The 26,916-nt window shown below is 72.4% G+C and carries 24 protein-coding genes and 1 pseudogene; 12 read left to right on the top strand and 13 right to left on the bottom strand.

The features are described from left to right. Positions 1–36: 36 nt before the first annotated feature. The gene (locus tag OG373_RS02590) at positions 37–519 is read right to left on the bottom strand and encodes a hypothetical protein (RefSeq protein WP_405435489.1); all 483 of its coding nucleotides are present in this window, start codon (positions 517–519) and stop codon (positions 37–39) included. Between the two features lie 110 nt (positions 520–629). Beyond that, positions 630–1,148, bottom strand: coding sequence for a MarR family winged helix-turn-helix transcriptional regulator (locus OG373_RS02585; RefSeq protein WP_405435487.1), 519 nt, complete (start codon positions 1,146–1,148; stop codon positions 630–632). A gap of 308 nt (positions 1,149–1,456) precedes the next feature. Between OG373_RS02585 and OG373_RS02580 the strand changes: the two genes are divergently transcribed. From OG373_RS02580 to OG373_RS02570, 3 genes are all read left to right on the top strand, one after another. Then, on the top strand, positions 1,457–2,230 hold the full coding sequence (locus OG373_RS02580; RefSeq protein WP_405435485.1) for a GntR family transcriptional regulator: 774 nt from the start codon (positions 1,457–1,459) through the stop codon (positions 2,228–2,230). A gap of 565 nt (positions 2,231–2,795) precedes the next feature. Beyond that, entirely contained in the window at positions 2,796–3,857 is a 1,062-nt protein-coding gene (locus OG373_RS02575; protein ID WP_405443909.1) for a glycine betaine/L-proline ABC transporter ATP-binding protein, read from the top strand. After that, the gene (locus OG373_RS02570; protein ID WP_405435483.1) at positions 3,857–5,650 is read left to right on the top strand and encodes an ABC transporter permease/substrate binding protein; all 1,794 of its coding nucleotides are present in this window, start codon (positions 3,857–3,859) and stop codon (positions 5,648–5,650) included. Before OG373_RS02575 ends, OG373_RS02570 begins: the two co-directional genes overlap by 1 nt. A 99-nt stretch (positions 5,651–5,749) precedes the next feature. On the opposite strand, the gene OG373_RS02565 is transcribed toward OG373_RS02570, so the two are convergent. Next, a complete protein-coding gene (locus OG373_RS02565) occupies positions 5,750–7,930 on the bottom strand; it encodes an MMPL family transporter (RefSeq protein WP_405435481.1) in 2,181 nt (726 codons plus the stop codon). Positions 7,931–8,286: 356 nt separating this feature from the next. Between OG373_RS02565 and OG373_RS02560 the strand changes: the two genes are divergently transcribed. The 3 genes from OG373_RS02560 to OG373_RS02550 all read left to right on the top strand — a co-directional run bounded on the left by OG373_RS02560 (position 8,287) and on the right by OG373_RS02550 (position 10,531). Further along, positions 8,287–9,498 (top strand): sensor histidine kinase, encoded by a 1,212-nt coding sequence (locus OG373_RS02560; protein WP_405435479.1) that lies wholly within the window; start codon positions 8,287–8,289, stop codon positions 9,496–9,498. Beyond that, the gene (locus tag OG373_RS02555) at positions 9,495–10,163 is read left to right on the top strand and encodes a response regulator (RefSeq protein ID WP_405435477.1); all 669 of its coding nucleotides are present in this window, start codon (positions 9,495–9,497) and stop codon (positions 10,161–10,163) included. The genes OG373_RS02560 and OG373_RS02555 overlap by 4 nt, the downstream gene beginning before the upstream one ends. A gap of 143 nt (positions 10,164–10,306) precedes the next feature. Continuing rightward, positions 10,307–10,531 carry a hypothetical protein gene (locus tag OG373_RS02550; protein ID WP_405435476.1) on the top strand — a complete coding sequence of 75 codons (225 nt, stop codon included), beginning with the start codon at positions 10,307–10,309 and terminating at the stop codon, positions 10,529–10,531. A 24-nt stretch (positions 10,532–10,555) separates the two neighbouring features. Here OG373_RS02550 and OG373_RS02545 read toward each other — a convergent pair whose 3' ends face one another. Next, positions 10,556–11,029: a GNAT family N-acetyltransferase gene (locus tag OG373_RS02545; protein ID WP_405435474.1), complete on the bottom strand. Its 474-nt coding sequence runs from the start codon at positions 11,027–11,029 to the stop codon at positions 10,556–10,558. A 142-nt stretch (positions 11,030–11,171) separates the two neighbouring features. Further along, on the bottom strand, positions 11,172–11,813 hold the full coding sequence (locus OG373_RS02540) for an IS5 family transposase (protein WP_405435472.1): 642 nt from the start codon (positions 11,811–11,813) through the stop codon (positions 11,172–11,174). Between the two features lie 776 nt (positions 11,814–12,589). Here OG373_RS02540 and OG373_RS02535 point away from each other — a divergent pair. Then, entirely contained in the window at positions 12,590–15,490 is a 2,901-nt protein-coding gene (locus OG373_RS02535) for a TIM-barrel domain-containing protein (RefSeq protein ID WP_405435471.1), read from the top strand. Between the two features lie 12 nt (positions 15,491–15,502). On the opposite strand, the gene OG373_RS02530 is transcribed toward OG373_RS02535, so the two are convergent. Then, complete coding sequence (locus OG373_RS02530; protein ID WP_405435469.1) at positions 15,503–16,033, bottom strand: DUF6817 domain-containing protein; 531 nt, start codon at positions 16,031–16,033, stop codon at positions 15,503–15,505. Positions 16,034–16,274: 241 nt separating this feature from the next. On the opposite strand from OG373_RS02530, the gene OG373_RS02525 reads away from it, so the two are divergent. Next, entirely contained in the window at positions 16,275–17,183 is a 909-nt protein-coding gene (locus OG373_RS02525) for a LysR substrate-binding domain-containing protein (RefSeq protein WP_405435467.1), read from the top strand. Here OG373_RS02525 and OG373_RS02520 read toward each other — a convergent pair. Together OG373_RS02520 and OG373_RS02515 are read right to left on the bottom strand one after the other, a co-directional pair. Further along, positions 17,145–18,449 (bottom strand): annotated as a pseudogene (locus OG373_RS02520) (MFS transporter); the annotation flags it as partial. The gene OG373_RS02525 and the pseudogene OG373_RS02520 sit on opposite strands and share 39 nt — an antisense overlap. Beyond that, entirely contained in the window at positions 18,446–19,051 is a 606-nt protein-coding gene (locus OG373_RS02515; protein WP_405435465.1) for a TetR/AcrR family transcriptional regulator, read from the bottom strand. The gene OG373_RS02515 and the pseudogene OG373_RS02520, both read right to left, overlap by 4 nt. A 117-nt stretch (positions 19,052–19,168) precedes the next feature. Between OG373_RS02515 and OG373_RS02510 the strand changes: the two genes are divergently transcribed. Next, complete coding sequence (locus OG373_RS02510) at positions 19,169–19,414, top strand: DUF6158 family protein (protein ID WP_405435463.1); 246 nt, start codon at positions 19,169–19,171, stop codon at positions 19,412–19,414. 10 nt (positions 19,415–19,424) lie between these two features. On the opposite strand, the gene OG373_RS02505 is transcribed toward OG373_RS02510, so the two are convergent. The 4 genes from OG373_RS02505 to rpmG form a co-directional block, all read right to left on the bottom strand. Further along, on the bottom strand, positions 19,425–20,069 hold the full coding sequence (locus OG373_RS02505; RefSeq protein ID WP_405435462.1) for a hypothetical protein: 645 nt from the start codon (positions 20,067–20,069) through the stop codon (positions 19,425–19,427). Positions 20,070–20,107: 38 nt separating this feature from the next. Further along, positions 20,108–21,250, bottom strand: coding sequence for a CobW family GTP-binding protein (locus OG373_RS02500; protein WP_405435461.1), 1,143 nt, complete (start codon positions 21,248–21,250; stop codon positions 20,108–20,110). After that, a complete protein-coding gene (locus tag OG373_RS02495; RefSeq protein WP_405435459.1) occupies positions 21,247–21,495 on the bottom strand; it encodes a type B 50S ribosomal protein L31 in 249 nt (82 codons plus the stop codon). Before OG373_RS02495 ends, OG373_RS02500 begins: the two co-directional genes overlap by 4 nt. 70 nt (positions 21,496–21,565) lie before the next feature. After that, a complete protein-coding gene (gene rpmG, locus OG373_RS02490) occupies positions 21,566–21,730 on the bottom strand; it encodes a 50S ribosomal protein L33 (protein WP_405435458.1) in 165 nt (54 codons plus the stop codon). 121 nt (positions 21,731–21,851) lie between these two features. Between rpmG and OG373_RS02485 the strand changes: the two genes are divergently transcribed. Continuing rightward, the gene (locus OG373_RS02485) at positions 21,852–22,433 is read left to right on the top strand and encodes a TetR/AcrR family transcriptional regulator (protein ID WP_189965226.1); all 582 of its coding nucleotides are present in this window, start codon (positions 21,852–21,854) and stop codon (positions 22,431–22,433) included. A gap of 23 nt (positions 22,434–22,456) precedes the next feature. Next, entirely contained in the window at positions 22,457–24,004 is a 1,548-nt protein-coding gene (locus tag OG373_RS02480; RefSeq protein ID WP_405435456.1) for an MFS transporter, read from the top strand. On the opposite strand, the gene OG373_RS02475 is transcribed toward OG373_RS02480, so the two are convergent. Beyond that, positions 23,967–25,346 carry a tetratricopeptide repeat protein gene (locus OG373_RS02475; RefSeq protein WP_405435454.1) on the bottom strand — a complete coding sequence of 460 codons (1,380 nt, stop codon included), beginning with the start codon at positions 25,344–25,346 and terminating at the stop codon, positions 23,967–23,969. The two genes, OG373_RS02480 and OG373_RS02475, sit on opposite strands and share 38 nt — an antisense overlap. Before the next feature lie 138 nt (positions 25,347–25,484). Between OG373_RS02475 and OG373_RS02470 the strand changes: the two genes are divergently transcribed. Beyond that, positions 25,485–26,852, top strand: coding sequence for a M64 family metallopeptidase (locus tag OG373_RS02470; protein WP_405435452.1), 1,368 nt, complete (start codon positions 25,485–25,487; stop codon positions 26,850–26,852). The last annotated feature ends 64 nt before the right edge of the window (positions 26,853–26,916 follow it).

Below are 26,916 nucleotides of genomic sequence, written 5' to 3'. Positions count from 1 at the left end.
GACTTCCCCGGCGACGGACGCCGCCGGGCAGGCTGCCTATGCAGGGGATGCCGCGGTGGTGCTGCGCCAGCGCAGGGTGACGATGGTGGTGGCGAGGGCAGCGGAGACGGGCAGGTCCATGCGCAGGCGCTCCAGCCACGGGGCGGCGGGGACCGCGGTGTGGGTGGGTATCCACTGGCCGGCGAACCATCCCAGCAGGGCCGCCGTGCCCACGGCGGTGATGACGAGTGCGGCGGTCAGCACGCCGCGCGGCGCGGTGATCGTCCACCGCCGGGGCTGCCCGCCGTGCCGCAGCCAGGTGCCGACCAGGAACGCCACCACGGCGGAGGTACCGGCGATGGAGGTGCAGGCGGCCACGGCCAGGTCCTGCTGGCCGGTGACGACCCCGGCGGCGCCGGCCGTCAGCGCGGGGGCGGCGTAGGCGGTCAGCACCTCACGCCACAGGGTGAACGGCCGGGAGGGCCGGGAGGGTCGGGAGGCCGCTCGGTTTCGGCCGGTTCTGTGCTTCGTCGCGGACATGCTGGCCTCTTTCTCGTTCGTACGAGGGCGAAAGTAATTAGGTAGCTAACTATTGGCCCGAAAAAAGGGGCCCTGCTCAAGGAGCGGGGCCGAAACGACTGAGGGGCGGGTCAGTCCGCGGCCAGGGCCGCACTGCCGCGCACGACGCGGGCGAGCAGATCCAGGAACACCGCGCGCTCCTCGACGGAAAGCCCGCCCACCATCGCCTCGAGCCGCCCGAAATGATCGGACGCCATGTCGCGCAGGCGCTGCGCCCCGCGCGCGGTCAGGACGGCCACGGTGCCCCGTCCGTCCTCCGTGGACGGGCGGCGGGTGATCAGGCCCTCGCGTTCGAGGCCGTCCAGCAGGCCGGTGACCGTGGCCCTGGACACGTCGAGGTCGACTGCGAGGCGTGAGGGCGACTTCTCCCCGCCGTGGTCCTCCAGGTCGGCGAGCAGGCGGTAGCGCCCCGTCGACAGGCCGAACCTGGCGAAGTGCGCCTCGGCCGCCCGGCCGACCCTCGTGCCCGCCGAGATCAGTCGCACCGCGACCAGTACCGCTTGTGGATCGACCTCCAGGCCGTAGTGCTCGACCTGTCGCCTGGCCTGGTCCAGCGTGGGCGCCTCGCCGTCGATGTCGTCCCTCGTCATGGAGTTAATATGGCGGCTAACTACTTTCCTTGTCAAGGAACTTCGATGCGCGATCCGCGGTGTCGGCGGGCCCGCGTGTGCGACTTCGGTCGGTTCGCCGAGGGGTCCGGCCTGTCGGCGCCCGCGTCGGCCGCCGGCGGCGCGGCCGCTCCGCGTCCTGTCGACCTCCTCGAGGGGCGGTCGGGTGCGGGTGCGGAATCGGCCAAGCCGGGGCGCGCGCCCGATCCGCCCTCACGGAAAGGTATAGACCAATGCTACGTTGGTCGGGCAGACCGCGCAGTCCTTGACCACCCGTCAGAGGAGAAGCCATGCCCTCCCCTTCGCGGGGCGGCGGCCAGGCCGCCATGCCCAAGTATCAGCGGATCGCCGCAGCACTGCGCCGCGATCTCGACCGCGCCGCACACGCCCCCGGCGGCAGGCTGCCGTCCGAACGCAGTCTCGCCGCCCGCTACCAGGTCAACCGGCAGACCATCAGGGCGGCGCTCCAGTACCTGCGCGAGGACGGCCTCGTCGTCACCGGCCGCCGCGGCACCCGCCCCGCCGTCCCCGCCGTCCCCGCCGTCCTTTCCGTCCCCGCGCTCCCGGCCGCGATGCCTTCCGCCGCGGCCGCGGCGACCAGGAGCTGGGTCGCCTTCGTCACCGTCCCGCCCTCGCTCGCCGCCCTCCTCGGCATGGCGGGCGGAGACCGAACCCTGGTCCATCACCACCGCGAACGCGGCCCGGCCGGAGAGACCCTCCGGGACGCCGTCACCTACTTCGGCCCCGGGGCCGTCGCGCGCAGCCCGGAGCTGGCAGCCCTCCGGAACCGGACGGCGAGCGCCCGTGAGCAGGACCTGACCCCCGTGCACCGCTGGCTGGACCGGGCCGCCGCGGGCGGCAGGGTTGCCGAGACGCTCACGATGACCCGCGTCACCCACCCGCAGGCCACCGCCCCCACCTGTGGCCTGACCGTGCGCCGCACCCTGCACGACAGCTCCGGTCGCCTGCTCGCCGTCACCGACCTGGCCTTCCCCACCTGGGACCGCCTCACTTTCCACCGGGACCGCCGCGGACACGCGACCACCGGCTTCCGCATCACCTAGGCCGTCTCTTCCGGATCTTGCCGGGCCCGCGGCGTCCGGCACCGCACCTCGCCGCGTTGTCGGGCCCGCCCCGGTACGTCCAGTACCAGGACGACCCTCCGCCTTGCGATCCTTCCCCTCGGCCCCTGCGGGCCTGGGGAGACCCCATGGCACCGGACGCCGCGGGCTCGGCCGACAAGATCCGAAAGAGACGGCCTGGACCGCGCGACCCAACTGTGGCCTCGGACACACCCCGTCGGGCCGCGTTCCGGACCCGGCGGTCGGCCCGGCCGCCGGGTTCCGGCCTCAACTCGCCTCCCGGGAACCGGAGTACCGGCAGGGGTCGCCGACCGCCTCCCGTCCCCCCGGCACGGATCCTCGTACGGGGCTTGCGTACTCGGTACGTGAGGAGGATCACCCCTGCGTTTGCTCGGGTGAATGCCGGGAATCGGCGCTGCTGGAGCGGAACCACGTCCTCCGGCCACTTGCGCCGGAGCCGAGGCGCACACGGGCAGATCCCGTCCCGCTCCACGGCCCCGCCGGTCCGCCGGCGCGCGCCGTACTTGGTACGACCCGTGAGGTGTATGTGTCCACGCTCCAGGCCGAGCACGTCTACAAGGTGTTCGGGAGGCGCCCCGCCGACAGCGAAGCCGCCGTCCGCGCGCTCCGCAACGGCGCCGACCGCGACGAGTTGCGCGCCGACGGGACCACCGCCGCCGTGATCGACGCCTCCTTCGACGTACAGCCCGGCCAGATCTTCGTGGTCATGGGCCTCTCGGGATCCGGCAAGTCCACTCTGCTGCGCATGCTCAACGGCCTCCTCGAACCCACCTCGGGACGCATCCTCTTCGGCGGCCAGGACCTCACCGGGCTGAGCGCGCGCGAGCTGCGCCACGTTCGGTCCACCAAGATCTCCATGGTCTTCCAGCACTTCGCCCTCTTCCCGCACCGCAACGTGCTGGAGAACGCCGGCTACGGACTGGAGGTACAGGGCGTGCCGCGCGCCGAGCGCGAGCGCCGCGCCGCCGAGGCCCTGGCCCTGTGCGGGCTCGAAGGCTGGGAGGACTCCTGGCCCGATGAGCTGTCCGGCGGCATGCAGCAGCGGGTCGGCCTCGCCCGGGCCCTGGCCACCGACGCCGACCTCCTGCTGATGGACGAGTCCTTCAGCGCGCTGGACCCGCTGATCCGCCGCGATATGCAGGACCAGCTGCTGGAGCTCCAGAAGAGCCTGAAGAAGACCATCGTCTTCATCACCCACGACCTCAACGAGGCCATGCGCCTCGGCGACGGCATCGCCGTCATGCGCGACGGCCGCATCGTCCAGCAGGGCACCGCCGAGGACATCCTCACCCGCCCCGCCGACGACTACGTCGCCTCCTTCATCCAGGACGTGGACCGCTCCCGGGTCCTGACGGCCGACGCCGTCATGGACGATCCGGAGCCGGCCGCCGATGCCTGCGACTGCCCCACCGTCACCGCCGGGACCCCGCTCGCCGACCTGTGCGCCGTCAGCGCCCGCGTCCCGCACGCGGTCGCCGTCACCGGCGCCGACGGCTCCGTCATCGGCTCCGTACCCCAGGACCGCCTCATCGCCTTCATCGGCGACGAACAACGGCCCCCGATGTACTGCGCGGAGGTGGCCGCCTGATGCCCCGCCTTCATCTCGGCGCCTGGGTCGACAGTGGAGTCGACTTCCTCCAGAGCCACCTCTCCTGGCTGTTCGAGGCCATCAGTGCCCTCGTCACCGGCCTCTACGACGGCATAGACGCCGTCCTCTCCGCCCCCGCCCCGCTGCTCTTCGCGGGCATCCTCGCCGTCGCCGCCTGGTGGCTGCGCGGTCTGCTGGCGGGCCTGCTCGCCTTCGCGGGCTTCGCGCTGGTCGACTCCCTCGGCCTGTGGGAGGACGCCATGTCCACCCTGTCGCTGGTCCTGGTCGCCACGCTCGTCACGCTGGCGTTCGCGATCCCGCTCGGCATCCTGGCCTCCAGATCCGACCGGGTCAGCGCCCTCCTGCGGCCGGTCCTGGACTTCATGCAGACCATGCCCGCCATGGTCTACCTGATCCCCGGCATCATCTTCTTCGGGGTCGGCGTGGTGCCCGGCATCATCGCGACCATCATCTTCTCGCTGCCGCCGGGCGTACGGATGACCGAGCTCGGCATCCGCCAGGTCGACGCGGAACTGGTCGAGGCCGCCGAGGCCTTCGGCACCAGCCCGCGCGACACCCTCGTACGCGTCCAGCTCCCGCTGGCCCTGCCCACCGTCATGGCGGGCGTCAACCAGGTCATCATGCTGGGCCTGTCCATGGTCGTCATCGCCGGCATGGTCGGCGGCGGCGGACTCGGCGGCGCCGTCTACAAGGCCATCGGCAACGTCGACATCGGCCTCGGTTTCGAGGCGGGCGTCTCCATCGTCATCCTCGCCATGTACCTGGACCGGATGACCGGCGCGCTCGGCCGCCACGTCTCCCCGATCGGCCGACGTACGCTCGCCAAGGCGCGGGCCGCCGCGACCGGCGCCGCCAAGCTGTGGAACCACCGCCCGCAGCCCGCGTACGCGATCAGCGGCGCCGTCGTCCTGGCCCTCGTCGCGGGCGGCCTGAACACCTTCGGCGGCTCCACCGCCGAGGAGGGCCCGGCCGGGGCCGCGAACATCGGCAAGGGCCGCACCCTGTCCGTCGGCTACATCCCGTGGGACGAGGGCATCGCCTCCACCTTCCTGTGGAAGGAGCTCCTGGAGCGCCGCGGCTACAAGGTCGACGCCCGCCAGCTGGAGGCCGGGGCGCTGTACACCGGCCTGGCCGGGGGCCAGCTCGACTTCCAGACCGACGCCTGGCTGCCCGTCACCCACGCCCAGTACTGGGAGAAGTACGGGAACAAGCTGGAGGACCTCGGCTCCTGGTACGGCCCCACCTCGCTGGAGCTGTCCGTGCCCTCCTACATGAAGGACGTGCGTTCGCTCGCCGACCTCAAGGGCAAGGCGGACCGGTTCAAGGGCCGGATCATCGGCATCGAGCCGAGCGCCGGCGCGATGTCGATCCTCAAGGACAAGGTCCTGGGGGAGTACGGCCTCGACGGCGAGTACAAGGTCGTCGACGGCTCCACGCCCGGCATGCTCGCCGAGCTGAAGCGGGCCTACGAGAAGAAGGAGCCCGTCGCGGTCGTGCTGTGGTCCCCGCACTGGGCCTACTCCTCCTACGAGCTGACCAAGCTCGAGGACCCGCGGGGAGCCTGGGGCAAGGGCGACGGCATCCACACCCTGGCCCGCAAGGGCTTCGCGGAGGACGAGCCGAAGGTCGCCGAATGGCTGAAGTCCTTCAAGCTCACCGAGGAGCAGCTCACGGGCCTGGAAGCGAAGATCCAGGAGACCGGGAAGGGCAAGGAGCAGCAGGCGGTCCGCGCCTGGCTCCAGGACCACCCCGAGGTCGACCGGCTCGCCTGACATCCGAGGCAGCCGGACGGCGAAGGCGCCGCCGCACACAGGGCCCCGTACGACGTACGGTCCCGCGTGCGGCGGCGCCTTCGCCCTGTCCGGGGCGGCTCAGCCGACGGGTACCCGGTCCGGGGACCGCTGCTGTTCGGTGTCGTGTGTGTCGTGGGCGTCGTCGGTGTCCGTGCCCGACCGGCGCGGGCGCACCGGCCACCACAGGGAGCGGCCCAGGAGGGTGGCGAGCGCGGGCACCAGCACGATCGACAGGACGAAGGCGGAGAGCACGATGCCGAGCGCCGTCGCGAAACCGATCTGCTGGGTGGACGGGGCGGGGGTCACCGCCAGGCTCCCGAAGGAGGCGGCCAGTACCAGGCCCGCCGTGGCGATGGCGGGCGCCGTGTGCCGGACGGCACGGCCGACCGCGGCGCGGGCCGGACCCGGCCGGGCCATCTCCTCCCGGATCCGGTCGCTCATCAGGATGTTGTAGTCGGTGCCCAGCGCGACCACGAACAGGAACAGCACGAGCGGCAGGGTGAAGTCCACCCCGGGTCGGTCCAGGGCGTGCTGGAACACCAGCGTCGAGGCGCCGAGGGTGGCGGCGAAGCCGAGCCCGACCGCGGCCAGCAGGACCACCGGCGCCAGCAGACTGCGCAGCAGGGCGAGCAGGATCAGCGCGATGAGCGCCGCCGCCACGGGGAAGACCACCCGCAGGTCCTTGTCCACCGCCGTCGCGATATCGGCGAAGATCGCCGCTGTGCCGCCCACGTGTGCCTCCGTACCGGCGGGGGTGTGTGCCAGGGCCGCGGCCCGGACGGGTCCCGTCACCAGGTCGCGTGCTTCCTGTCGCTGCGGGTCGGCGGTCAGGAACAGGTCGATCCGCGCGGCCCGCCGGTCCTCGGTCAGTACGGTGTCCGCGACCCGGCCCACGCCGCCGACCCGGGCGAGCGCCTCGGACAGCCCGCCGAGGCGTTCGGCGCTCAGGACGGTGCCGTCGGAAGCGGTGACGAAGACACTCGTCGGGTCCGACACGCCGGCCGGCAGGGCGCGGGAGATCTCGGCCGCGGTGGCCACGGCGGCGGTGCGCTCCCCGCCGCCACCGCTCTGGCCGTAGTCCATGCGGATCCCCACGACCCCGGCGGCCAGTGTGCCGAGCAGGGCCACCGAGGCCAGGACCAGCGCGAACGGCCGACGGGCGACGCGGTCGCCCATCCGTGCGGCGGAGCCCCGGCGGGGCTCGCGCTTCAGGCTCCGGGAGGGCCAGAACATCCTGCGGCCGGTGACCGCCAGCAGGGCCGGCATCAGGGTCAGGCTGCCCAGCAGCATCACCAGTACGGACAGGGCGATGGCCGGCCCGAGGACCCGGAACTGGCCGAAGGAGGCCACCCCGAGCGTGGCGAACGCCGCGACGATGGTCAGGGCCGCCGAGGTGATGGCCGTACCCACCCGCCCGGCTACCTGGGCGGCCGCCTCACGCCCGGACTGCTCGGGGTGTTCGCGCAGCTGCTCCCGGAAACGGAAGAGGAGGAACAGGAAGTAGTCGATGCCGATGCCCATCAGCACCACACTGATCAGGCTCGGTGTGGACTCGGCCAGTCCGGTCCCGGTCAGCAGCGCGGCGCCGACCACCACGCCCGCCGCCGCGCCACCGATGACGGTGACCGCGAGCAGGGGCAGCAGGGCCGCCATGGCGCTGCGGAAGACGAAGACGTGCAGCAGGACGATGACCAGGAGCATGGCGACGCCGACGACCATCGACCGGGTCTTCTCGGCGTCCATGGAATCCACCCGGTCGGCGATCCCGCCGGTGAAACCGGTGCGCAGGCCCTCCTCGGCCAGCCGGTCGCGCGCCGAGTCCCGGAAGGCCCGGTAGGTCTCCTGCACACCGGGATCGGCGGGGTTCCCGGTCAGCTCGACGGACAGCAGCCGGAAGGAGCGGTCGGGCGCCGTCATGGCCGAACTCACCCGGGGGACCTGCGAGTGGTCCTGCGCGAGGGGCATGGTGTCCTCGGTGCGGGGCATGACGACGCGCTGCCGCGACAACTGCGCGGCCTGCGCGTCGATGCGCCGCTCGTCGGCGGCCGTGAGCGGCGCGGCGTCCGACCGGGCCACCAGCACGGTGAGCCGATTGGCGTCCGGATCGGCGCCGAACCGCTCCTCGGCGATCTGCAGTGCGGCCGCCGAGTCGTAGTGCGCGGGCAGGAACCCGCCGCTGCCGGTCTGGATGGCGCGGAAGACGAACGCCTGGCCCAGGACGGCCGCCGCCAGTCCCAGGACCGCCCACAGGGCGATCACCTTCCACGGACTCCTCGTCGAGAATCCGGTCAGGGCGCGGATCACTGGTTTCCTCCGGTCTGTGCGATGCGGACCGGGAGTTCCCGGCCCGCATCCAGACCATCAGGGGAGAGCGGACGAAACGTCAGGTCGCAGGAGGATCCGCAGTCCGGGACCAGGGTCCGGCCGCCCCCGCCGACCAGGACTCAGGTCCTGGTACGAACCCCGACCGCAGTCGGGCGGCAAGGGGGGCGGCCGGTGCCAGAATGGGTCGCGACCACCGGGAGCAGGACCGGCGGCACGGGGGCGATACGGGCACGGGCGTGGTCATGGATGCGGGTGTGGGTGTGGGTGCGGGTGGGGTCATGGGTGGGGTCATGAGTACGCATGCGGGTACGGGCGCGGACACCGAGGGGGACCGGGGGCCGTGGACGCGCAACGACGCACTCGTCGCGGTGGCGGCCGGCGCCGCCGACCTCGTCGGCTTCTCCCTGGGAACCCTCACGGAGGGCGGCACCCTCAGCGTCACCGCGGCCGCCCTGCTGATGGTCTCGGCGATGACCCTGCTGGCCCGACGCGTCCGCCCGTTGCTCGTACTCGCCGCGGTACTGGCCCTCGGAGCCCTGGTCAACCTGGCGGCTCCGCTGTCCCCGCACTTCACCCTGAGCCTGACGATCGCCCTGTACACGGTGGCCAGGACGAACCGCCCCGCCGTCGTCGCGGTGACCGCGGCCGCGGCGGCGCCGCTCGCTGCCGCGGGCCAGAGCGGCTGGCCGCTGCCCTTCGGCTGGTGGGGACTGGTCGGAAACGCCACCGCCGCTCTCATCACCGTCACCGCGGCCTGGGTGGTCAACCACCGGCAGCGGGAGGCAGCGGCCCAGCGGCTGCTGCTCGCCGACCGGGTGGTGGCCGAGGAGCGCCGCCGGATCGCACGCGAACTGCACGACATCGTCGCCCACCACATCACCACCATGCAGCTGATGGCCGGCGGGGCCCGGGCCAACCTGGCGTACGACCCGGAGGCGTCCCGGGAGGCCCTGGTCACCCTGGAGGACTCCGGGCGGATGGCGCTGCGCGAGATGCGGCAGCTCCTCGACGTGCTGCGGGCGGGGGAGGAACCGGAGAACACCCCGCCGGCGCCGCAGCCCGGAGCCGACGACCTCGCCCGGATCATCACCGAGGCCCGGCTGGCGGGGACGGATACCGAGTTCACGGTGGAGGGCCCGGTCCGCGCTCTGCCGCCGAGCGTGGGCCTCACCGTCTTCCGCATCGTGCAGGAGGCGCTGACCAACACCCGCAAGCACGCGGGCCGGGCACGGGCCCACGTACGACTCACCTACGAGCGGGACGAGGTGGGCGTGGAGGTGCGCGATGACGGAGCGGGTGCGCCGACACCGCCCCCGCGCTCTGCCGCCCGCTCCGGGTACGGTCTGATCGGTATGCACGAGCGGGTCGCCCTGCAGGGCGGAACCCTGGAGGCCGCCGCCCTCACCGGCGGCGGATTCCGGGTGGCGGCCCGAATCCCGGTCCCGGTCCCGGCACCCCTCCCGGGCGCGGGAGCGGGCGAGAGAGAGGAACGGCACGGATGATCCGTGTGCTCATCGCCGACGACCAGCCGCTGGTACGGCGCGGCCTGGCCCTGATCCTGGGCCCCGACCCGGAGTTCGAGGTCGTGGGGGAGGCCGAGGACGGTGCCCGGGCCGTGGCGCTCGCCCAGCAGCTCCGCCCCGACGTGGTGGTCATGGACATCCGGATGCCGGTCCTCGACGGGGTCAAGGCCACCGAGGAACTCGCGCGCACCCTCCCCGGGACCCGGGTCCTGGCCCTCAGCACCTTCGACATGGACGAGTACGTGGTCGCCGCCCTGCGCGCCGGCGCGTACGGCTTCCTGCCGAAGGACATATCCCCGGAGGAGCTGATCGCCGCGGTCCGCATCGTCCACACCGGCGAGGCCGCCGTGGCGCCGCGGCTGCTCAGCCGGCTCCTCTCCGCCTACGTACGGACCCCCGAGCGGCCGCGGTCGTGGGCGGCTCGCACCCCCGTCGAACTCACTTCGCGCGAGCTGGAGATCTGGCGGCTCATGGCCACCGGACGGGCCAACGCCGAGATCGCCACGGAACTGGACATCAGCGTCTCCACGGTCAAGAACCACATCACCGGCATCTTCGGCAAGCTGGGCGTCCGCGACCGCGCGCAGGCGGTGATCGCGGCGTACGAATCGGGACTGGTGGAGGCCGGGGGCGCGAGCGGTTGATCACCAAGTGCCCGTAAGAGGACCGGATTCCTCCTGCTGTCCGCACCTCTGACCAGCCAAAACACTGGACGATTCGCCCGTGCGCACAGTGGCCCGTCCATGGCACAGTGCGATCAGTCCAACCGCACGACGAGGGAGCCTCCATGCGCGATCAGCACGCCACGCCGCTCACGGCCGCCCCCGAGTGCCTGCCGGAGCCCCGCCCGCTGCCCTGCTGTCCGGTGTGCGCGGACGCACCGGAACGCATCTCGTGGCGTCAACGCCCGGGCCGGCCGGTGGTCCTGCTCTTCGACCCCTGCGGCCACCGCTGGTCCTCCCCGGCCCCACCGGTCCTGGCGGCCACCCCACCGCGCCCGGACGCCGTTTAAAGGGTGTATCGGAAGAGGATCTCGTCAGGTGTCGAGTGGAAGTTCCAGCAGTTCGTCCGGGGGCTGGAAACCGAGGCGCCGATAGAGCGGGTTGCTGCGCTCTGAAGGCCAGACGATCAAGCCCTCGAGGCCTGCGCCGCGTGCATGCCGCTTCAGCGCCTCAAGGAGTGCGGAGCCAGCTCCTTTGTTTCGCTGTGACGGCAGGACGAAGTAGTTCGTGACATAGCCGACCGGGTTGTTGTCCTCGTAGGGCTCCGGCATCCGCTCCACCGGACAGAGGAAGACGTGACCGCAGATTTCGCCTTCGGTCTCCGCGACCCAGGCCAACCAGTAGCCATCCCTGAGCCGGTCGTGGATCCAGTGCTCCGCCTCTTCCAGGGGCCGAGCGGGGGTGGGTGGTCGCCCTTCGTGGTCTTCTTGCTTGAACGTCCATCGGAGTTCGGCCAGGCGGCCCGCATCGGCGGGTCGGGCGGGGCGCACGGTGAAGTCTGTGGTCATGAGGCGATTTTCCCGGTCACACCGCGGTGGGGCGATCTGATTTCCCTGCCGGTCACAGCCATTCGTTGATGGCCGCGACGAGGACGGTGGCTTCATAGCGGACGGCGAGCTTCTCGTAGCGGGTGGCCACCGCCCGGTGTCTCTAGAGGCGGTTGATGCCACACTCCACCGCGTGGCGCTCACGGTAGTCGGCCCTCGGGCGGGTGCGGGGCCTGCCCGGTCCCGGACGACGTACCTGGGTCCCCTTCAGTACAGGCTCAAACTGTGGAGAGTCCCCGCGCTGCCCGGCTGTGATCACGAACGACATCGGCTTCTGGCCCTGCTCGACGGCAGTGCAGCTTCGTGGTCGGACCTCCGCGCGAGCGTCCGAGGCCGTGGTCGGCCGGCTCGATGTCGACACCGCCTGGCGGCTCGACCTGCAGTTCCCCCTTTTTCCGCGCCCGGCGCCGTGCTGGTGGGCCCGGCACACCGTGGAGTCGACGTTGATGTCCCACGTGATCAGATGCTTCGCGTCGGCCCGGGCCTGCAGTTCGGCGAGGAAGCGTTTCCAGGTGCCGTCCCGCTGCCAGCGACGGAACAGGTCGTACCCGCGGCCCCAGGGACCGTACCGCTCCGGCACATCCCGCCAGGGCGCCCCGGTCCGTGTCCGCCACCGTATGCCGTTGATCAGCTGTCGCCGGGTCCATTTCGGAGGCCGTCCCGGCTTCTTGCCCGTTGGCAACAACGGCTCCAGCCGGGCCACTGCGCGTCTGTCAGATCTCCACCTTTCACGAAGGGAGATCATCTTCCGTCAACTGGCTGACGGGACGCGCCAGCGGCTGGGACGATCCGTTGGTCCTCGCCGGCGCTCCTCGACCTGCTCGCAGCCGCGCTTCTGATCAGCGGCAAACGTCGAGGGACGGAGCTCGTTTGCGTCATCATGACGACCGACCTCGCCGCCAACCGGTACGCGACCTATGGCATCCAGCACAGCAACCTCGCCGCTCAGCCCGGCCTCCAACGACTGGTCGCCTTCACTGCATTTGTCTTGGGAACGGCGCCTTTCGCCCGACGACACCTCAGCTGAGCTGACGGGAAAGGCGCCCACTTCCGATATTCGGCCGGGGTCCGGCGACCGCCTCGGCGAGCAGGCGGTCAGCCTCTCGTACGACGGCCGCCGCGGGCGGTGGCGGTGGTCAGCACCGCCGCGAGGGAGACGGCGTCGCGCAGACCGACCCGACCACATCTCGACCGCGTCCACGCGCCGCCTGAGCGGGAGCAGGGATTCGGCCACTCCGCTCGGGGCCGGCGCCTCCAGGGTCCGTGCGTGCATGTCCGTCGCGCGGGGTTCGGCGACCGGCCTGGAGCGGCGTTCCAGTACCACCAATCGGCGTCGCCCACGATGTCCCGCACCCCATCCGCCGATCCGCAGGGGTCACCGAGATCTGTTGGATGCTCAAATGTGCGTGGTGGAAGTCGATTTCGAGCATCATCTTTCACATCGAGCCGTCGGAGCGCTATCTTGCCCGGAGCATGCCAAGTAGCTGTGCCCGTGTTCCGGACCGCACGAGGAGCTGCCCCATGAGACTGCCAAGCATCCGCAGGAGCCAGGGTCGGCAAGGCCCGCAGGGCCCGTTAGGCAGCCGGGTCCACCCGGCGCGGTGGCGGCGCAGGTGGCGCACCCCGGCCGCCGCCCTGCTCGCCGCCGCCCTCGCCGTCACGGGCCTGGCCGCCGCCGGCCCCCTCGTCGCCCCCGCCTCGGCCGCCGCCTCCGCCGCTCCCTACGGGGCCGCGGGCGCCACGGCCACCGCGGGCAACGTCACCGGGTTCACCCGCTCGGGGAACACCTTCACCATCACCGCTTCCGGGGGAGCCAAGGCCCGCGTGGTCCTCGCCCGCGCCGACATCTTCCGCCTGTGGCTCTCGCCCGACGGCTCCTTCACCAACGACCCGGCCGGCTCCGACCTCGCCCCCACCACCGACTTCGGTCCCGTGACCGCGAGCCATTCGGACGCAGGCGCCTACTACCGGATCGCCACCGGATCCCTCTCCATCCGCGTCAACAAGAAGCCTCTCCAGTTCTCCGTCTACCGTGCCGACAACACCACCCCCGTCTGGCAGGAGACCCAGCCCACCAGTTGGACCGGCAACCGGACCACCCAGTACCTGGCCCGCGGCGCGGACGAGCAGTTCTACGGCACCGGCCTGCGGTTGGGCGAATGGGCCCTGCGCGGCAGGACCGTCCCGATCGCCGTCGACAACAGGTGGCGCGAGAACGACAACGCCAGTCCCGCCCCCTTCTACATGTCGACCAATGGCTACGGCGTCATGCGCAACACCTGGGCCCCGGGCTCGTACGGCTTCAACGCGCCCACCACCCTCACGCACGACGAGAAGCGGTTCGACGCCTGGTACTTCACCGGCGATTCGCTCAAGTCCGTACTCGACGCGTACACCGACGTCAGCGGAAAGCCCTTCATGGCGCCGATGTGGGGATTCGAGCTCGGCAATGCCGACTGTTTCAATGCCTCCAACCCCGATTACCAGGGCGATCACAACCGCCTGCGGCACCTGACCACGCCCGACGTCGTCGGCTACGCGGCCGACGCCCGGGCCGCCGACATGCCCTCGGGCTGGTTCCTGCCCAACGACGGCTACGGCTGCGGCTACACCGCACCCCTCAAGTCCACGGTGGACGCCCTGAAGGCCAAGGGCTTCCAGACGGGCCTGTGGACCTCCACCGGCCTCGGCTCCATCGCCGATGAGGTGGGCACGGCAGGCAGCCGCGGAGTGAAGACCGACGTGGCGTGGATCGGCAGCGGCTACAAGTACGCATTCAACGGCGTGCAGCAGGCCGTGGACGGGATCGAGAAGAACTCCGACGCCCGCCGCTTCGTGTGGACCGTCGACGGCTGGGCGGGCACCCAGCGCAATGCCGTCGTCTGGACCGGCGATACCCACGGCACCTGGGACGACATGCGCTGGCACGTCCCCGCGATCACCGGAGCGGGCCTCTCCGGCCTCAACTACGCCGCCGGCGACATCGACGGCATCTTCGGCGGCAGCCCGAAGACCTACACCCGGGACCTCCAGTGGAAGGCCTTCACGCCGGCCTTCATGACCATGTCCGGCTGGGGCGCGACCAACCCGACCGCCGGCTACCAGGACAAGCAGCCCTGGCGCTTCGCCGAGCCCTACCTCTCCGTCAACCGCAAGTACCTCCAGCTCAAGATGCGGTTGATGCCGTACCTGTACACGATGAGCCGCATCGCCCACGAGAGCGGCGTACCCAGTACCCGCGCCATGGTCCTGGAGTATCCCGATGACCCGGTGGCCCGCGGCAACCTCACCAGCGGCCAGTTCATGGCCGGTGACTCCTTCCTCGTCGCGCCCGTCGTCTCCGACACCTCGGTCCGCGACGGCATCTACCTGCCCGCGGGGACCTGGACCGACTACTGGACGGGCCGGACGTACGCGGGCCCGGGATGGCTGAACGGATACCGGGCGCCCCTCGACACCCTGCCCCTCTTCGTCAAGGGCGGCGCCGTCGTGCCGATGTGGCCGCAGATGAACTACACGGGCGAGAAGCCCGTCTCCACCCTCACCTACGACATCCACCCGCGCGGCAACTCCTCCTTCAGCCTCTACGAGGACGACGGCCGCACCCGCGCCCACACATCCGGCGCTTACGCCCGTCAGCAGGTCGGCGTCACCGCCCCGGCCGGCGGCTCCGGCGCGGTCACCGTCTCCGTGGGCGCGCCCACCGGCAGCTACACCGGCAAACCGGCCTCCCGCGGCTACGAGTTCACCCTGCACGTGGCCACCGCGCCCGCCACCGTCACGGTGGGCGGCGCCCCCGTGGCGGGCCTGGCTTCCAAGGCCGCCTACGACTCCGCCGCGTCCGGCTGGTTCTTCGACCCGGCGGACCGCTCCGGAGTGCTCTGGATCAAGACCGGTACGAAGGCGGGCGCCTTCACCGTCTCGGCCACCGGCACCAGCCTGCCCGCGGCCGAACCCCTGCCCGCCGCGTCCCCGATCGACCGGTCGGCATGGTCCCTGGTCCACGCCGACAGTGAGGAGACCGCCGCCGAGAACGGCGCCGCCGTGCGCGCCTTCGACGGGAACCCGGCCACCCAGTGGCACACCGCCTGGTCCTCGGGTACGCCCGCCGCGCTCCCGCACGAGATCCAGATCGACCTCGGCGCCCGCTACGCGGTGGACGGCCTCGGCTACCTGCCGCGCCAGGACGGCGGCGTCAACGGCCGGATCGGCGGCTACGAGGTCTACGTGTCCGACACCACCGCCGACTGGGGCCCACCGGTGGCGACCGGCACCTTCGCCGACACCGCGGCCGCCAAGACCGCCGCCCTTCCCCCGAAGAAGGGCCGCTACCTGTGCCTGAGAGCGCTGACCGAGGCGGGCGGCCGGGGCCCTTGGACCAGCGCCGCCGAGATCACCCTCACCGGCCGCCCCGCACCCTGACCGGCTGTCCTGTCAGCCGCCGAGTACGGCCCGGCACTCCCGCCGGGCCGGCTCGCCCAGTAGTGCGCGCCATCGCGTGAACAGGGCGAGGAGTTCTGATCCGTAGGCCTCGCGGAATGCCGGATCGATCCGCGCGAGATCGAGTTCGTTGGCCGCCGACAGCTCGGCGAGGTCCCGCCGCAGCTGCACGGCGGGGGAGTGGACGCGGCCCGTGAACCGGTCCCGGAAGGCCGGCTCCTCGCCGGCGAGCGTCGGGTACGAGGCCGCGCGGTCGCAGGCGGCGTACACGTACACGATCTCCTCGGCCTCCGCTCCGATCACCGCGGCCAGTTCGGCCCGCCGGTCGAGCGGCAGCAGGGCGGTGGGGAACCCGTCCGTGCCGTAGAACGCGTGGCACAGGCCCGCCCGTTGGAGCGCGGGCCGCGCACCCCAGGACGCGAGGAGGTCCCGTACGCGCTCCAGGTGGGCGAGGAGTGTGCCGCCCGGGTGGGCGACTTCCTGCGCACCGAGCTCGCGCAACCATGCGACGGCGTGATCAGGCACCGGTGTGTCCCTCCGATCGTTGGGGCGGGGCGGGGCAGGTGAGCGGGATGACTCGGATGACTCGGATGAGCCGGATGGGTCGGGTGGGTCGACACCCGGCCCCGCCCGCGCCCGGGTTCCGGACCCCTGGGCACAGGCGGGGACGGGTTGCCGCCCGGGCCCTGCATCGATCTTGGTCCCATCCAAAACCCAAGTCAATCCTCCGATTTACTCCCCATCCCCAAGCGATACCTTGGATCTCGTGACCCTTGATGATCTTCGTGTGTTCGTGGCCGTCTGCCGCGCCGGCAGTCTCAGCGCCGTCGCCCGCGACCTCGGCTGCACCCAGTCGGCCGTCAGCCAGCACGTCCGCCGCCTGGAGAAGCAGACCGGCGCCGGCCTCCTGGAGCGCCACGCCCGTGGCGTCGTACCCACCGAGGCTGGCCGCATCCTCCAGGCAGCCGCCGCCGACGGCATCGCCGGACTCGACGGCGCCCTGCGCCGCGTGGACGACCTCGTCCGGGGCGGCGGCGGCACCGTCCGCGTCACCACCGGTGCGACGACGGTGCGGCACTTCATGTCCGAGGCCGTCGTCACCTTCCGCCGCCGCCACCCCGAGGTCAGCCTGGAGTTCCAGACCGAGAACTCCAGCCGCAGCTGCTTCGACGCCCTCGCCGCCGACGACCTCGACCTCGCCTGGATCACCATCGGCGGCCCGGTCCGCGGCATCGAGCAACGCCCCGTCATGCGACTGCCCTGGGTACTCGCCGTCGGCGCCGACGACCCCCTCGCCGCCCGGGCCCGCCTCGACCCCGCCGACCTCGTCGGCATCCGGCACATCCGGCTCCCCGAGAACTCCGCCTCCCGCGCCCACCTCGACGCCGCCTTCGCCGAAGCCGGCATCCGGGTGAGCTCCGACACCAGCGTGGCCGACTGGGACACCGCCCTGCTGCTCGCCGAACTAGGGCTCGGACACGCCGTCGTGCCCGCGCTGCCCGGCTGGCGGGTCCCCGGCTCCGACGGCCCGCTGCGCCTCGTGCCGATCCCCGCGCTGCCGCCCCTCGCGGTCGGCTGGGCCGTCCGCCGCTGGGCCGCCCTCGCCCCGCCCGCCCTCGTCTTCGCCGATGAGGTCGCCCGCAGCTGCCGGGCGCGCGCCGCCGGGCAGCAGTGATGCCGCCACCAGACCTACGGCGGCCAGTGCGGCCAGCGCCACCAGCGACGAGCCGTGCAGCCCGGAGCCCGCGGCGACCGCGATCCCGAGGGCCGGGCCGACGTTCATGGCCGTCTGCTTGAGCCCACCGACGACTCCGGCGTACCCGGCCGGGGCCTCGCCGACCACCGCCCCGGTGGCGGTGACCATGACGGTGGTGAATCCGGCTCCGAGCACCCCGAAGGCCACCGGGGACGCGGAGCCCAGCCCGGCGATCCCGGCGACGACCAGCCCCGTACCGGCCAGCGCGGTCCGGCGCGGCCCGAACCGGCGCAGGGCCAGGCCCGCCACCGGCGCCCCCACGACCATCAGCGCGGTCAGCGGCAGCACCCGCACGCCGGTGGCGAGCGGATCCAGCCCCTCGATGTCCTGGAGGTGGAACGTGGCCGTGAACAGCGCCCCGAACATGCCCGCGGAGACGACGAGCAGCAGCCCCATCGCGGCCGTCACCGCCGTGGACCGGGCCACGGCGTGCGGGACGAACGGCCGCGCGGCCCGCCGCTCACGGCGTACGAACAGGGCCGCGAGCCCGGCGGCCGCTGCGAACCCGATGACGGTGGGCCCGGCGGTCCACCCGTACTCGGGCACGCCGACCAGCGCGTGCACGAACACCGCGAGGGCCGTCGCGAGCAGGGCCGCACCGGTCAGCTCCAGCCGCCCGCGCTCCGCGCGCGGCGGCGCGGGGGCCCGTACGGCGAGCGTCAGCCCGGCGATCACCAGGGCCGCCGGCACATTGATCACGAACACGGCCCGCCAGTCCCAGTGGGCGACCAGGAGGCCGCCGAGCAGCGGCCCGGCCGCCGCGGCCGCCCCGATCGCGCTCGTCCGCACGGCCACCGGAGTGGCGAGCCGGTCGGGCGGGTACGCGAGCCGCAGCAGCGCCAGCGTCGCGGGCTGCAGCAGCGCACCGAACACCCCTTGTGCGCCGCGCAGGGCGATCACCCAGCCCACGCCGGGCGCGCACACGATGCCGGCCGAGGCGGCCGCGAAGCCGAGCACACCGACGAGGAGCAGCCGCGTGTGCCCGTACCGGTCGCCCAGCCGCCCGGCCACGACCAGGAACGCGGCCACCGCGAGCAGATAGGCGGTACTGGTCCACTGGACCTGCGCCACGCTGGCTCCGAGGTCGCGCCGAAGGCTCGGCTGGGCCACGGTCAGCACGGTGCCGTCCAGGGCGACGAGCATGGCTCCCGCCACGCTGACGAGGAGGGAGATGCGCTGCCTCATACGGGCTCCGGACCGAGGTGCGCGTCGACAGCGGCGTCGACGAGGCGCTCCACACCGTCGGCGGGCGGGGGCCCGCCGAGCACCAGCGGCAGACTGCCCCAGCGCCACAACTGCGCCACGCCGTGCAGGTTGGCCCACAACGCGGCGGCGGCGACCGAGGGTTCGGCGGCCCCGCAGCGGCAGACGAGCGCGACGAGCAGATCGAACATGGAGAGCGTCGACTCCCGCAGCCGCGGCCCCTCGGAGGCGGCCTGGCCCGCACTGTCCAGCAGATCGTGGCGGAACATCAGCTCGAACATCCCCGGGTGCTCCAGCGCGTAGCCGACGTACGCCCGCCCGATCGCCCGCACCCGCTCGCGCGGGGAGGACTCCCGCGCACCCGCCGCCGCGGCCGCGAAACGCACGCCGAGATCCTCGAACCCGCGCCGGGCGATCGCCGACAGCAGGGAGTGGTGGGTGGGGAAGTACCGGCGCGGCGCCCCGTGCGAGACGCCCGCCCGGCGGGCGATCTCCCGCAGCCCGAGTGCGCCGCTGCCCTCGCTCATGACGAGCTCCACACCCACGTCGATCAGCCGCTCCCGGAGCGGGCTCTCCTGGTCCATGGACACTGTCTACCAGGGAGAGTAGACAGTGTCTACTCCGTCCGGAGGCCCTGCCCGGGGGTGCGGGGGATGATGGGGGGTGTGACCCTGCGGCCCGGTGGAGGAGGTGTACGTGCCATGACGGAGCACGACGGCGGCCCGGCGGCGCGGAAACTGGAGGAGGGCCGGCTGCTCAAGGAGCTGGAGGCCATTCACCGCACGCGCCACGAGACCCTGCTGCACGGGTCGGACGACGCCCTGGTCACTCACACGAAGCGGATGAACGAGCTGGAGCACGAGTACGTCCGCCGCCACCCCCAACGGGCCCAGACCCCGGGCCGCACCCGTTCGGGTGCCCGCGCCCGCGCAACGGGCGACGCTTGACCGACGCGGCTCAGACTCGGTCGCCGGCGGCCCAGCCGCGGATGTGCCGGTCGGAATGAGCCCGGGCGGATGCGAGTGTGCTCTCGAACAGTTCGTGCAGGCGTGGCGGGTAGGCCGTGGGGGAGTTGGGCAGGGCCAGCAGGACGCGGTGGAGCATGCGCAGATCGGTGGCCTCGGCGAACACCTGCATGGAGACCTCCAGCCAGGCGTCCTTGATGTCTTCCGACTCGTCCAGAGCGGGATCACGTACGCCACCGGGCCCGTACGCCGGGGATCGATCTGCACGCAAAGACAAATGGGCGCTGTACCAGGCGCGCACGGCGCCCGCTCGCTCGGCATCCGTGCCGTTCCGAAGGCGGTCGACCAAGGCCGCCATCACCCGGCGGCGTCCGAACGCGTAGAGCGCCGGCTCGACGAACCAGCGGCAAAAGCTCGGATCCGGGTCGTACACGGCTGCAGCCATCAAGGGGGCGAACATCTCCTCGGGCAGGCAATCGAGTTCGAGCAGTGGCTTGCGCACCGCAAGGGCGAGGCTGCGGGCATACCGGTCGTCCGGCTCGATGGCGAGGCCTTCGGCACCCAGCAGCCGAGCCACCTCCGTCACGTGCGTCAGGAATGAACACGGTTCTATGTCGTTCTGTTCGTCTTGGGCCACGACAGCATTCTCGCGCGCGGGCCACCGACCCTCACTCGTCAGGAGATGGGGTCGAGGAAGGCGTCGAAGACGGCCGGGAGGTGTTTCCATGCCTGCCGGCAGGCGGCGAACTCGGCCTCGGTCAGCAGGCACGCGTCCAGGAGCCTTACCAGGCCTTCGCGGTCCAGGTCCGGCGCGGTGAAGACCAGGTGCTGGCAGCGGTCGCCGTGCTCGGGATGCCAGCCGAGGGCGGCGGCCGCCCTGCGTACGGGCGGTACCAGCTCCCACGCGGCGTCCGGCAGCGAGGCCAGCCACGGGCCGCTGCTCTGTACGCAGAGCGCGCCGCCCGCGCAGTCCCAGGCCAGCAGGGTGTCGGGGCGGTCGGCGAGCCAGAAGCGGCCGCGGCTGCGGGTGGCCGCGGCCGCGAGGTCCTCCAGGGCCTCGTGGAGCCGCTCCGGGTGGAAGGGGCGGTGGCGGCGCCAGACGAGCGTGGAGACGCCGGCCTCGTCCGCCTCCTGGGGCAGCAGCGCGCAGGCCGGGTGCTGGGCGGCGGCCGCCGCCTCGGTGTCGAAGCCGGCGAAGGCCAGCCGCGCCAGTTCCCCGGAGCCGGTGTGCACCCGCCGGGCGGTGGGGTGCAGTTGGGCCAGCAGGGCGCGGTCCCCGGCGGCGGCGTCCGCGCTGCCGACGAGGGCGAGGGCGGGCGCGTACTCCAGCTGCCGCGCCCATGTGTCCCCGACGGTCCGTCGGTCGGTGGGGGCCGCGGCGAGCCCCACCTCCGCCAGGTCGTCCCCGTTGGCGAGGTAGGGCAGGACGAGGGCGGGGTCGACGGCGGTGATGACGTTCGTGAGGTTCAGTGCCTCACCGCCGTGCGCGGTCACGACCTCGGCCATCGCGCGCGGTTCGACGGAGTCCCACAGTTCGACGACGGCGAGCCGGGTCCGCCCGTCCGCGGCGAGCCGCCACAGTTCCGGGAGCAGGTCCGCGCGCAGCGCGCAGCACGCGCAGTCGCCCACGAGCGGGGCCTCGCCCCGGGACAGCTCGCCCGAGGCGTCGCGCACCAGGCGCCGTACGGTCCCCTCGGCCGCCGCGGTCAGGTCGTGGTGCAGGGCGACACTGCCGGGCACGGTGGCCAGCAGCTCCCGCACCGCGCTGCGGCGGGCTTCGCCGTGGAGCCCGCCGACGATGACGACGGGCAGGCTCACGCCTTGCTCCCGTAGCGGCGCTGGAAGCGCTCGACGCGGCCGGCGGTGTCCAGGACGCGGGCGGTGCCGGTGTAGAAGGGGTGGCTCTGCGAGGAGATCTCGACGTCGATGACGGGGTAGGTGCGGCCGTCCTCCCACTCGACGGTCCTGTCGCTGGTGGCGGTCGACCGGGTGAGGAAGGCGAAGTCGGCGGCCTTGTCGCGGAAGACGACGGGGCCGTAGGCGGGGTGGATTCCGGGCTTCACGGTGCGCTCCTTGCAGAGGAGGGGGAGTGGGGGAGGGTGCTGGTGCTGGGGCTGGGGTGCTGGGGCTGGGTCAGCGCTCTTCGCGGAAGTCGACGTGCCGGCGGGCGACCGGGTCGAACTTGCGCAGCACCATGCGGTCGGGGTCGTTGCGCCGGTTCTTGCGGGTCACGTAGGTGTAGCCGGTGCCCGCGGTGGAGCGGAGCTTGACGATCGGGCGTAGTTCGTTGCGTGCCATGCGAGCAGTATACGAAAACGAATCCCATTTTCAAAAGAGAACGCATGCGGGCCTGTCGAGGGAGCAGTCTTTGCCTCGGATGAGACAATCTTGTATCGTTCGACGCGAAGGAGGCTCAGTCATGGTGAATGAAGAAGAACTGCTGGACGGCGCCGCCCGCGTCCTCGCCGGCGATCACAGCGCCTCGATGGTGCAGATCGCCGCCGGCATCGGTACCAGCCGCGCCACGCTGAGCCGCCGCTACGCGACCCGCGAGGCCCTGCTCAAGGCCGTCGCCGTCCGGGCGATCGAGGTGGTCGACGGATGCCTGGCCCCGCTCGACCTCGCACAGAGCGCCGACGCGGCCGCCTTCGACGCCGCCCTCGAAGAACTGGTCATCGCCCTGATGCCCGCCGCGCACCTCTACGGCTTCACCTCGCGGGACGCCACCGTCCTCGCGGACCCGGAGTTCCGGGCCGGTGTCGACCGGCAGGACCAGCGGGCTCTGGCCTTCCTCGCCCTCGGCCAGCGGCTGGGGCGACTGCGCGCCGACCTGCCGCCGTACTGGATCTGGTACTCGCTCTGGGGCCTGCTCGACGCGGCCGCCGAGGGCGTGCGCGACGGGCACCTCGCCCCCCGCCAGATCGGCCACCTGGTCCTGACCTCATTCCTCAGCGGGACGCGGCCGGTCGCGCAGCCCCCCGCCGGCGCTCCCGCGCCCTGAAACACCTCACCGCCGTGCGCGCCGTGCGCACCTCTGAACGGAACTTCATGCACACCCCCGCGCTGGACCCCCGTAGGTGGATCGTCCTGGCGATCCTCTCCGGCAGCCTCCTGCTCATCTCCATGGACACCACGATCCTCAACGTGGCCTTCCCCTCGCTCGTCGGTGACCTCCGGCCGGGTGCCGTGCAGCAGCTGTGGATCATCGACGTCTACGCGCTCGCCCTGTCCGGACTGCTGGTCACCGCGGGTGCGCTCGGCGACCGCTGGGGGCGCAAGCGGCTGCTCATGGCGGGCTTCGGCATCTTCTCGCTCGCCTCGCTCATAGCCGTGTTCTCCACCGAGGCCTGGCACGTGATCGCGGCCCGTGCTCTGCTCGGCGTCGGCGGCGCGGCCATCATGCCGTCCACCGTGTCGATCCTGCGGACCGTCTTCACTGACGCCAAGGAGCGCGCCTTCGCGCTTGCCGTCTGGGCGGCCGTCTTCGGCGGCGGCATGGCCTTCGGGCCGGTCGTCGGCGGGCTCCTGGTCCAGGACTACGGCTGGCACTCCGCCTTCCTCCTCAACCTGCCCGTCGCAGCCGTCATCGTCGCGGCGGGTCTGCGCTACCTGCCCGAGTCACGCTCCCCGCGCAGCACAGGCCGCTGGGACTGGTGGGGCGTCGGCCAGTCGATCGTCGGCATGCTCGCCCTCGCCGGCGGCATCAAGCAGCTCGGCAAGAGCGGCATGGCGGACCCGATGCCCTGGGCCCTGCTCCTGCTCGCCGCGGTCGCGCTGACCGTCTTCGTACGCCGCCAGCTGCGCCTGGACAACCCGCTGCTGCAGGTACGGCTGTTCGCCAAGCCCGCGTTCAGCGTCGCCGCCACCGCGATCTTCCTGCCGATGGTGGGGATGGGCGCGATCCTGTTCCTGGTCACCCAGTGGTTCCAGTACGGCGAGGGCTACACGCCCCTGGAGGCCGGCGTGCGCCTGCTGCCGGCCCCGCTCGCGCTGATCGCCGCCTCGATGGTGGCCCCCTCGCTGATGCAGCGCTTCGCGATCCGCCACGTGCTCGGTGCCGGGCTGGTCGTCCTGGCCGTCGGCATGGCGCTGCCCTGGACCTTCCAGCAGTTCACCGACCTCGGCTACCCGGCCTTCGCGGCCGCCCTGACCGTCATGGGCCTCGGTGCCGGTCTCGCCACCACCGTGGCCTCCGTGACGCTGGTCTCCGCCGCACCCGCCGCCGAGGTCTCCAGCGCCGCCGCCATCGAGGAGACCTGCTACGAACTCGGCTCGGCCATGGGCGTCGCCGTGCTCGGCTCCACCGCGGCCGTGCTCTACCGGGGCAATCTGCCCGCCCTGGAGCTGGACGACCCGAGCGCTGCCGCCGTACGGGATTCCGTCGGTGAGGCCGCGCACACCGCCGAACGCCTCGGCGGCGCCGTCGGCCAGGCGCTGCTCGACACGGCCTCGCACGCCTACACCCTGGCGATCACTCCGGCGTTCCTGCTGGCCGGCGTACTCGCGGTCGCCGCGGCGGCCACGACCTGGACCCTCATTCCGCGGGACCTCCGGCCCACCGAGAACCACTGACCCGGTCGGGCCTCGGCGCGGGAGCGGCAGGCGCAGGGCCCAGGGTGGTGGTGCCGGGTGCCGCCCGGTGCCCCAGGCCCGTGCGGTACGCGTCCATGGCGGCCTCGACCCGGCCCGTGCGCCGCAGCAGATCGCCCAGCAGCCGGCACAGGTCCGCGAGATCGCCCGTGGCCCCGCTGCGCTCCAGCAGTGCCAGCGCCTGTACGTAGTGCTCCTCGGCGGACTCCGACTCACCGCGCTCCTCGGCCATCAGGCCGAGGAGCCGGTGCGCTCCGCCCGCGTGCACGGCGCCGTGACTGTCCCCCAGTTCCAGCAGCGCCGAGAGCAGCCCGGCGGCCTCCTCGTACCGGCCGAGCTGGCGCAGTACGTCGGCCAGCTCGACCTCCACCTGCGCCGTGTAGAGCCCGGCGCGGCGGGCCGACAGCATGTCCCGGGCCATCCGCAACTCGCGTTCCGCAGAGGCGAGTTCGCCGTTCTGTGCCTGGACGTAGCCGCGCATCCAGTGGCAGTGCGCCAGATCGGTCCGCAGACGCAGCTGCCCGTAGATCTCCTGGGCCTTGGCCAGTGAGGCGTCGGCCTCGGCCACCCGCCCCCCGGCGAGGAAGGTCCGGGCCACCTGCCGGTGCATGCCGGCCACCAGCGCCGGGTCGCTGACCTGCGGGGCCAGTGCGAGCGCGAGCTCGGCGGCGCGGGCGGCCCGGGCGTGGGCGCCCATGTCGAGGTAAGGCCCGATGATCGCGGCGTTGAGCAGCACCAGCGCCTCGGGGTCGGACAGCCCGCTCGCGCCCAGCTCGTCGATGGTGGATTCGAGCAGGTAGCAGGCGTAGCGCAGCTCGCCCGCGAGCAGGTGCGCGACGGCGCGGCCGCGGATCGGCCGGGCCCGGCGGGGGAGCGGTTCGTCCACCAGGAGGCGCTCGGCGGCCTCGAAGTGGCCGATCGCGTCCGGAAGTTCCCCGGACTCCAGCGCGCAGTCGCCGAGGCCGAGCCGTGCCTCCGCCTGCTCGCGGACCAGTCCGAGCTGCTCCGCCTCGGCGAGCAGCCGCCGGTAGCGCTCCGCGGCCTCGTCGGCCGCGCCGGTGGCCAGCGTCTGCTGGGCGTCGGTGAGGGCGAGCCGCAGTTCGGTCGCCAGGTGGGCGGGGCGGCCGGTGGTCAGCTCCTCGTACGACGTGCCCAGGCGGGTGGCGAGAAAGCGCAGGGCGGTCTCGGAGGGCCGGACCTTGCCCGACTCCAGTGTGGAGATATAGGCCGAGGTGTAGGACGGTTCGGCCAACTGCCTCTGGGTCAGGCCGAGTTCGCTGCGCATGCGCTGAACCCTGCGGCCGATGCGGGCCGGTTCGTCCATGGAATCCCCCTGGTTGCTCGAACTCCCCAGTATTCAGGGGGAGCAGGCATTGCGCACCTCTCGCGCGCCACCTAGTTTAAGCAATCGATTCACTGGACTTAACAAACTGCTTAACTTCCGTTCCCCGGGGAGGACTTCATGGATCCAGTCAGACGTACGGCCGGACGTTCGGTGTGGCGCGGCGCCCTCGCGGCGATCTGCGCGACCGCCGCGCTGGTGGCCGCCGGTCCCGTGGGCGCCGCTGACGCCGCCGCCACCGACGCCGCGGGGTCCCGGATCGAGGTCGAGATACCGGGGCCGGAGCACGGCGGCGACGCCGGATCGGGCCACGCCCGGGTACCGGCCGCCGGAAGCCCCGCCAAGGCCTCGAACAGGCTCTCACCGGCCGAGCAGGAGGCCGACGGCGAGGTCGCCAAGATGATCGACAACGGCTCCACCGCCGACCGCCTCGACGTCGTGGTCATCGGGGACGGATACACCGCCGCCGAACTGGGGCGGTTCCACACCGACGCTGCGCAGAAGTGGGCCGAGGTCACCGCCGTCGAGCCCTACACCACGTACCGGAACCTCTTCAACGTCTGGACGGTCGAAGCCGTTTCGCGCGAATCCGGAGTCTCCGGCGACCCGGACCCGGCCGCCGTCCGCGACACCGCCCTCGGCTCGTACTTCTGGTGCGAGAACATCGAGCGGCTGCTCTGCATCGACCAGCCCAAGGTCGACTCGTATGTGGCGAAGGCGCCCGCCGCAGACCTCGTCATCGTCCTGGCCAACAGCGCCAAGTACGGCGGAGCGGGCTACAACGAGCCCAGCGCCACCCTCGGTTACGAGGGCATATCGACCGCCTCCGCGGGCCACCCGAAGTCCGGCCAGGTCGCCATCCACGAGACCGGCCACTCCCTCGGCAAGCTCGCCGACGAATACTTCTACCCCGGAGTCCCGGACTACGAGAAGTACACCGGCCCCGAGCCCGCCGAATCCAACAGCTCGGTCCTGTCCGCCGACCGGATGGCCACGCAGCGGGCCAAGTGGTACCGCTGGCTCGGTGAGGAATCACCGGACGGCGGCACGGTCGGGGCGTACGAGGGCGGCAACTACTTCGTGACCGGGCTGTACCGGCCCACCGACAACTCGCTCATGCGGGTCCTCGGCAAGCCCTTCAACCTGCCCGGCGTCGAATCGATGATCGGCGGCTTCTACCAGCACGCACGGATCGTCACCCCGCTCACCCCGACCGACCGCACCCTGCGGCTGCGCCACACGGCGAAGGCGTCCGTGCCGAGGCTGGCCGGTGCGGACGGCCGCCAGTTCGTGGTCCGCTGGTACCTCGACGGACGGGAGCTGAAGCGCTTCCAGGGCCGCACCGAGGTTTCGGTGGCGGAGCTGTGGCTCTTCGACCTGCGCACGCACCGCCTGTCGGTCACGGCCGAGGACCGCACCCCGTCGGTCCGCGACCCGAAGGTCGTCCGCACTCTGCGCTCCACGGCCGAATGGAACGTCCGGCTCTAGGGTGCCTCCGGCCCCGGCCCCGGCCCCGGCCCCGGCCCCGGCCCCGGCCCCGGCCCCGGCCCCG

Origin of the sequence: Streptomyces avidinii (genome assembly GCF_045161815.1) — a bacterium.
In the GTDB taxonomy this organism is placed as follows: Bacteria; Actinomycetota; Actinomycetes; order Streptomycetales; family Streptomycetaceae; genus Streptomyces; species Streptomyces avidinii.
This window is presented reverse-complemented; position numbering and strand designations above follow the sequence as displayed.

Bases quoted from the DNA above. Each gene is read 5' to 3' on its own strand.
- OG373_RS02590 (WP_405435489.1), bottom strand. From the start codon at position 519: ATGTCCGCGACGAAGCACAGAACCGGCCGAAACCGAGCGGCCTCCCGA.
- OG373_RS02585 (WP_405435487.1), bottom strand. From the start codon at position 1,148: ATGACGAGGGACGACATCGACGGCGAGGCGCCCACGCTGGACCAGGCC.
- OG373_RS02580 (WP_405435485.1), top strand. From the start codon at position 1,457: ATGCCCTCCCCTTCGCGGGGCGGCGGCCAGGCCGCCATGCCCAAGTAT.
- OG373_RS02570 (WP_405435483.1), top strand. From the start codon at position 3,857: ATGCCCCGCCTTCATCTCGGCGCCTGGGTCGACAGTGGAGTCGACTTC.
- OG373_RS02560 (WP_405435479.1), top strand. From the start codon at position 8,287: ATGAGTACGCATGCGGGTACGGGCGCGGACACCGAGGGGGACCGGGGG.
- OG373_RS02555 (WP_405435477.1), top strand. From the start codon at position 9,495: ATGATCCGTGTGCTCATCGCCGACGACCAGCCGCTGGTACGGCGCGGC.
- OG373_RS02550 (WP_405435476.1), top strand. From the start codon at position 10,307: ATGCGCGATCAGCACGCCACGCCGCTCACGGCCGCCCCCGAGTGCCTG.
- OG373_RS02545 (WP_405435474.1), bottom strand. From the start codon at position 11,029: ATGACCACAGACTTCACCGTGCGCCCCGCCCGACCCGCCGATGCGGGC.
- OG373_RS02540 (WP_405435472.1), bottom strand. From the start codon at position 11,813: ATGATCTCCCTTCGTGAAAGGTGGAGATCTGACAGACGCGCAGTGGCC.
- OG373_RS02535 (WP_405435471.1), top strand. From the start codon at position 12,590: ATGAGACTGCCAAGCATCCGCAGGAGCCAGGGTCGGCAAGGCCCGCAG.
- OG373_RS02515 (WP_405435465.1), bottom strand. From the start codon at position 19,051: ATGGACCAGGAGAGCCCGCTCCGGGAGCGGCTGATCGACGTGGGTGTG.
- OG373_RS02510 (WP_405435463.1), top strand. From the start codon at position 19,169: ATGACGGAGCACGACGGCGGCCCGGCGGCGCGGAAACTGGAGGAGGGC.
- rpmG (WP_405435458.1), bottom strand. From the start codon at position 21,730: ATGGCACGCAACGAACTACGCCCGATCGTCAAGCTCCGCTCCACCGCG.
- OG373_RS02485 (WP_189965226.1), top strand. From the start codon at position 21,852: ATGGTGAATGAAGAAGAACTGCTGGACGGCGCCGCCCGCGTCCTCGCC.
- OG373_RS02475 (WP_405435454.1), bottom strand. From the start codon at position 25,346: ATGGACGAACCGGCCCGCATCGGCCGCAGGGTTCAGCGCATGCGCAGC.
- OG373_RS02470 (WP_405435452.1), top strand. From the start codon at position 25,485: ATGGATCCAGTCAGACGTACGGCCGGACGTTCGGTGTGGCGCGGCGCC.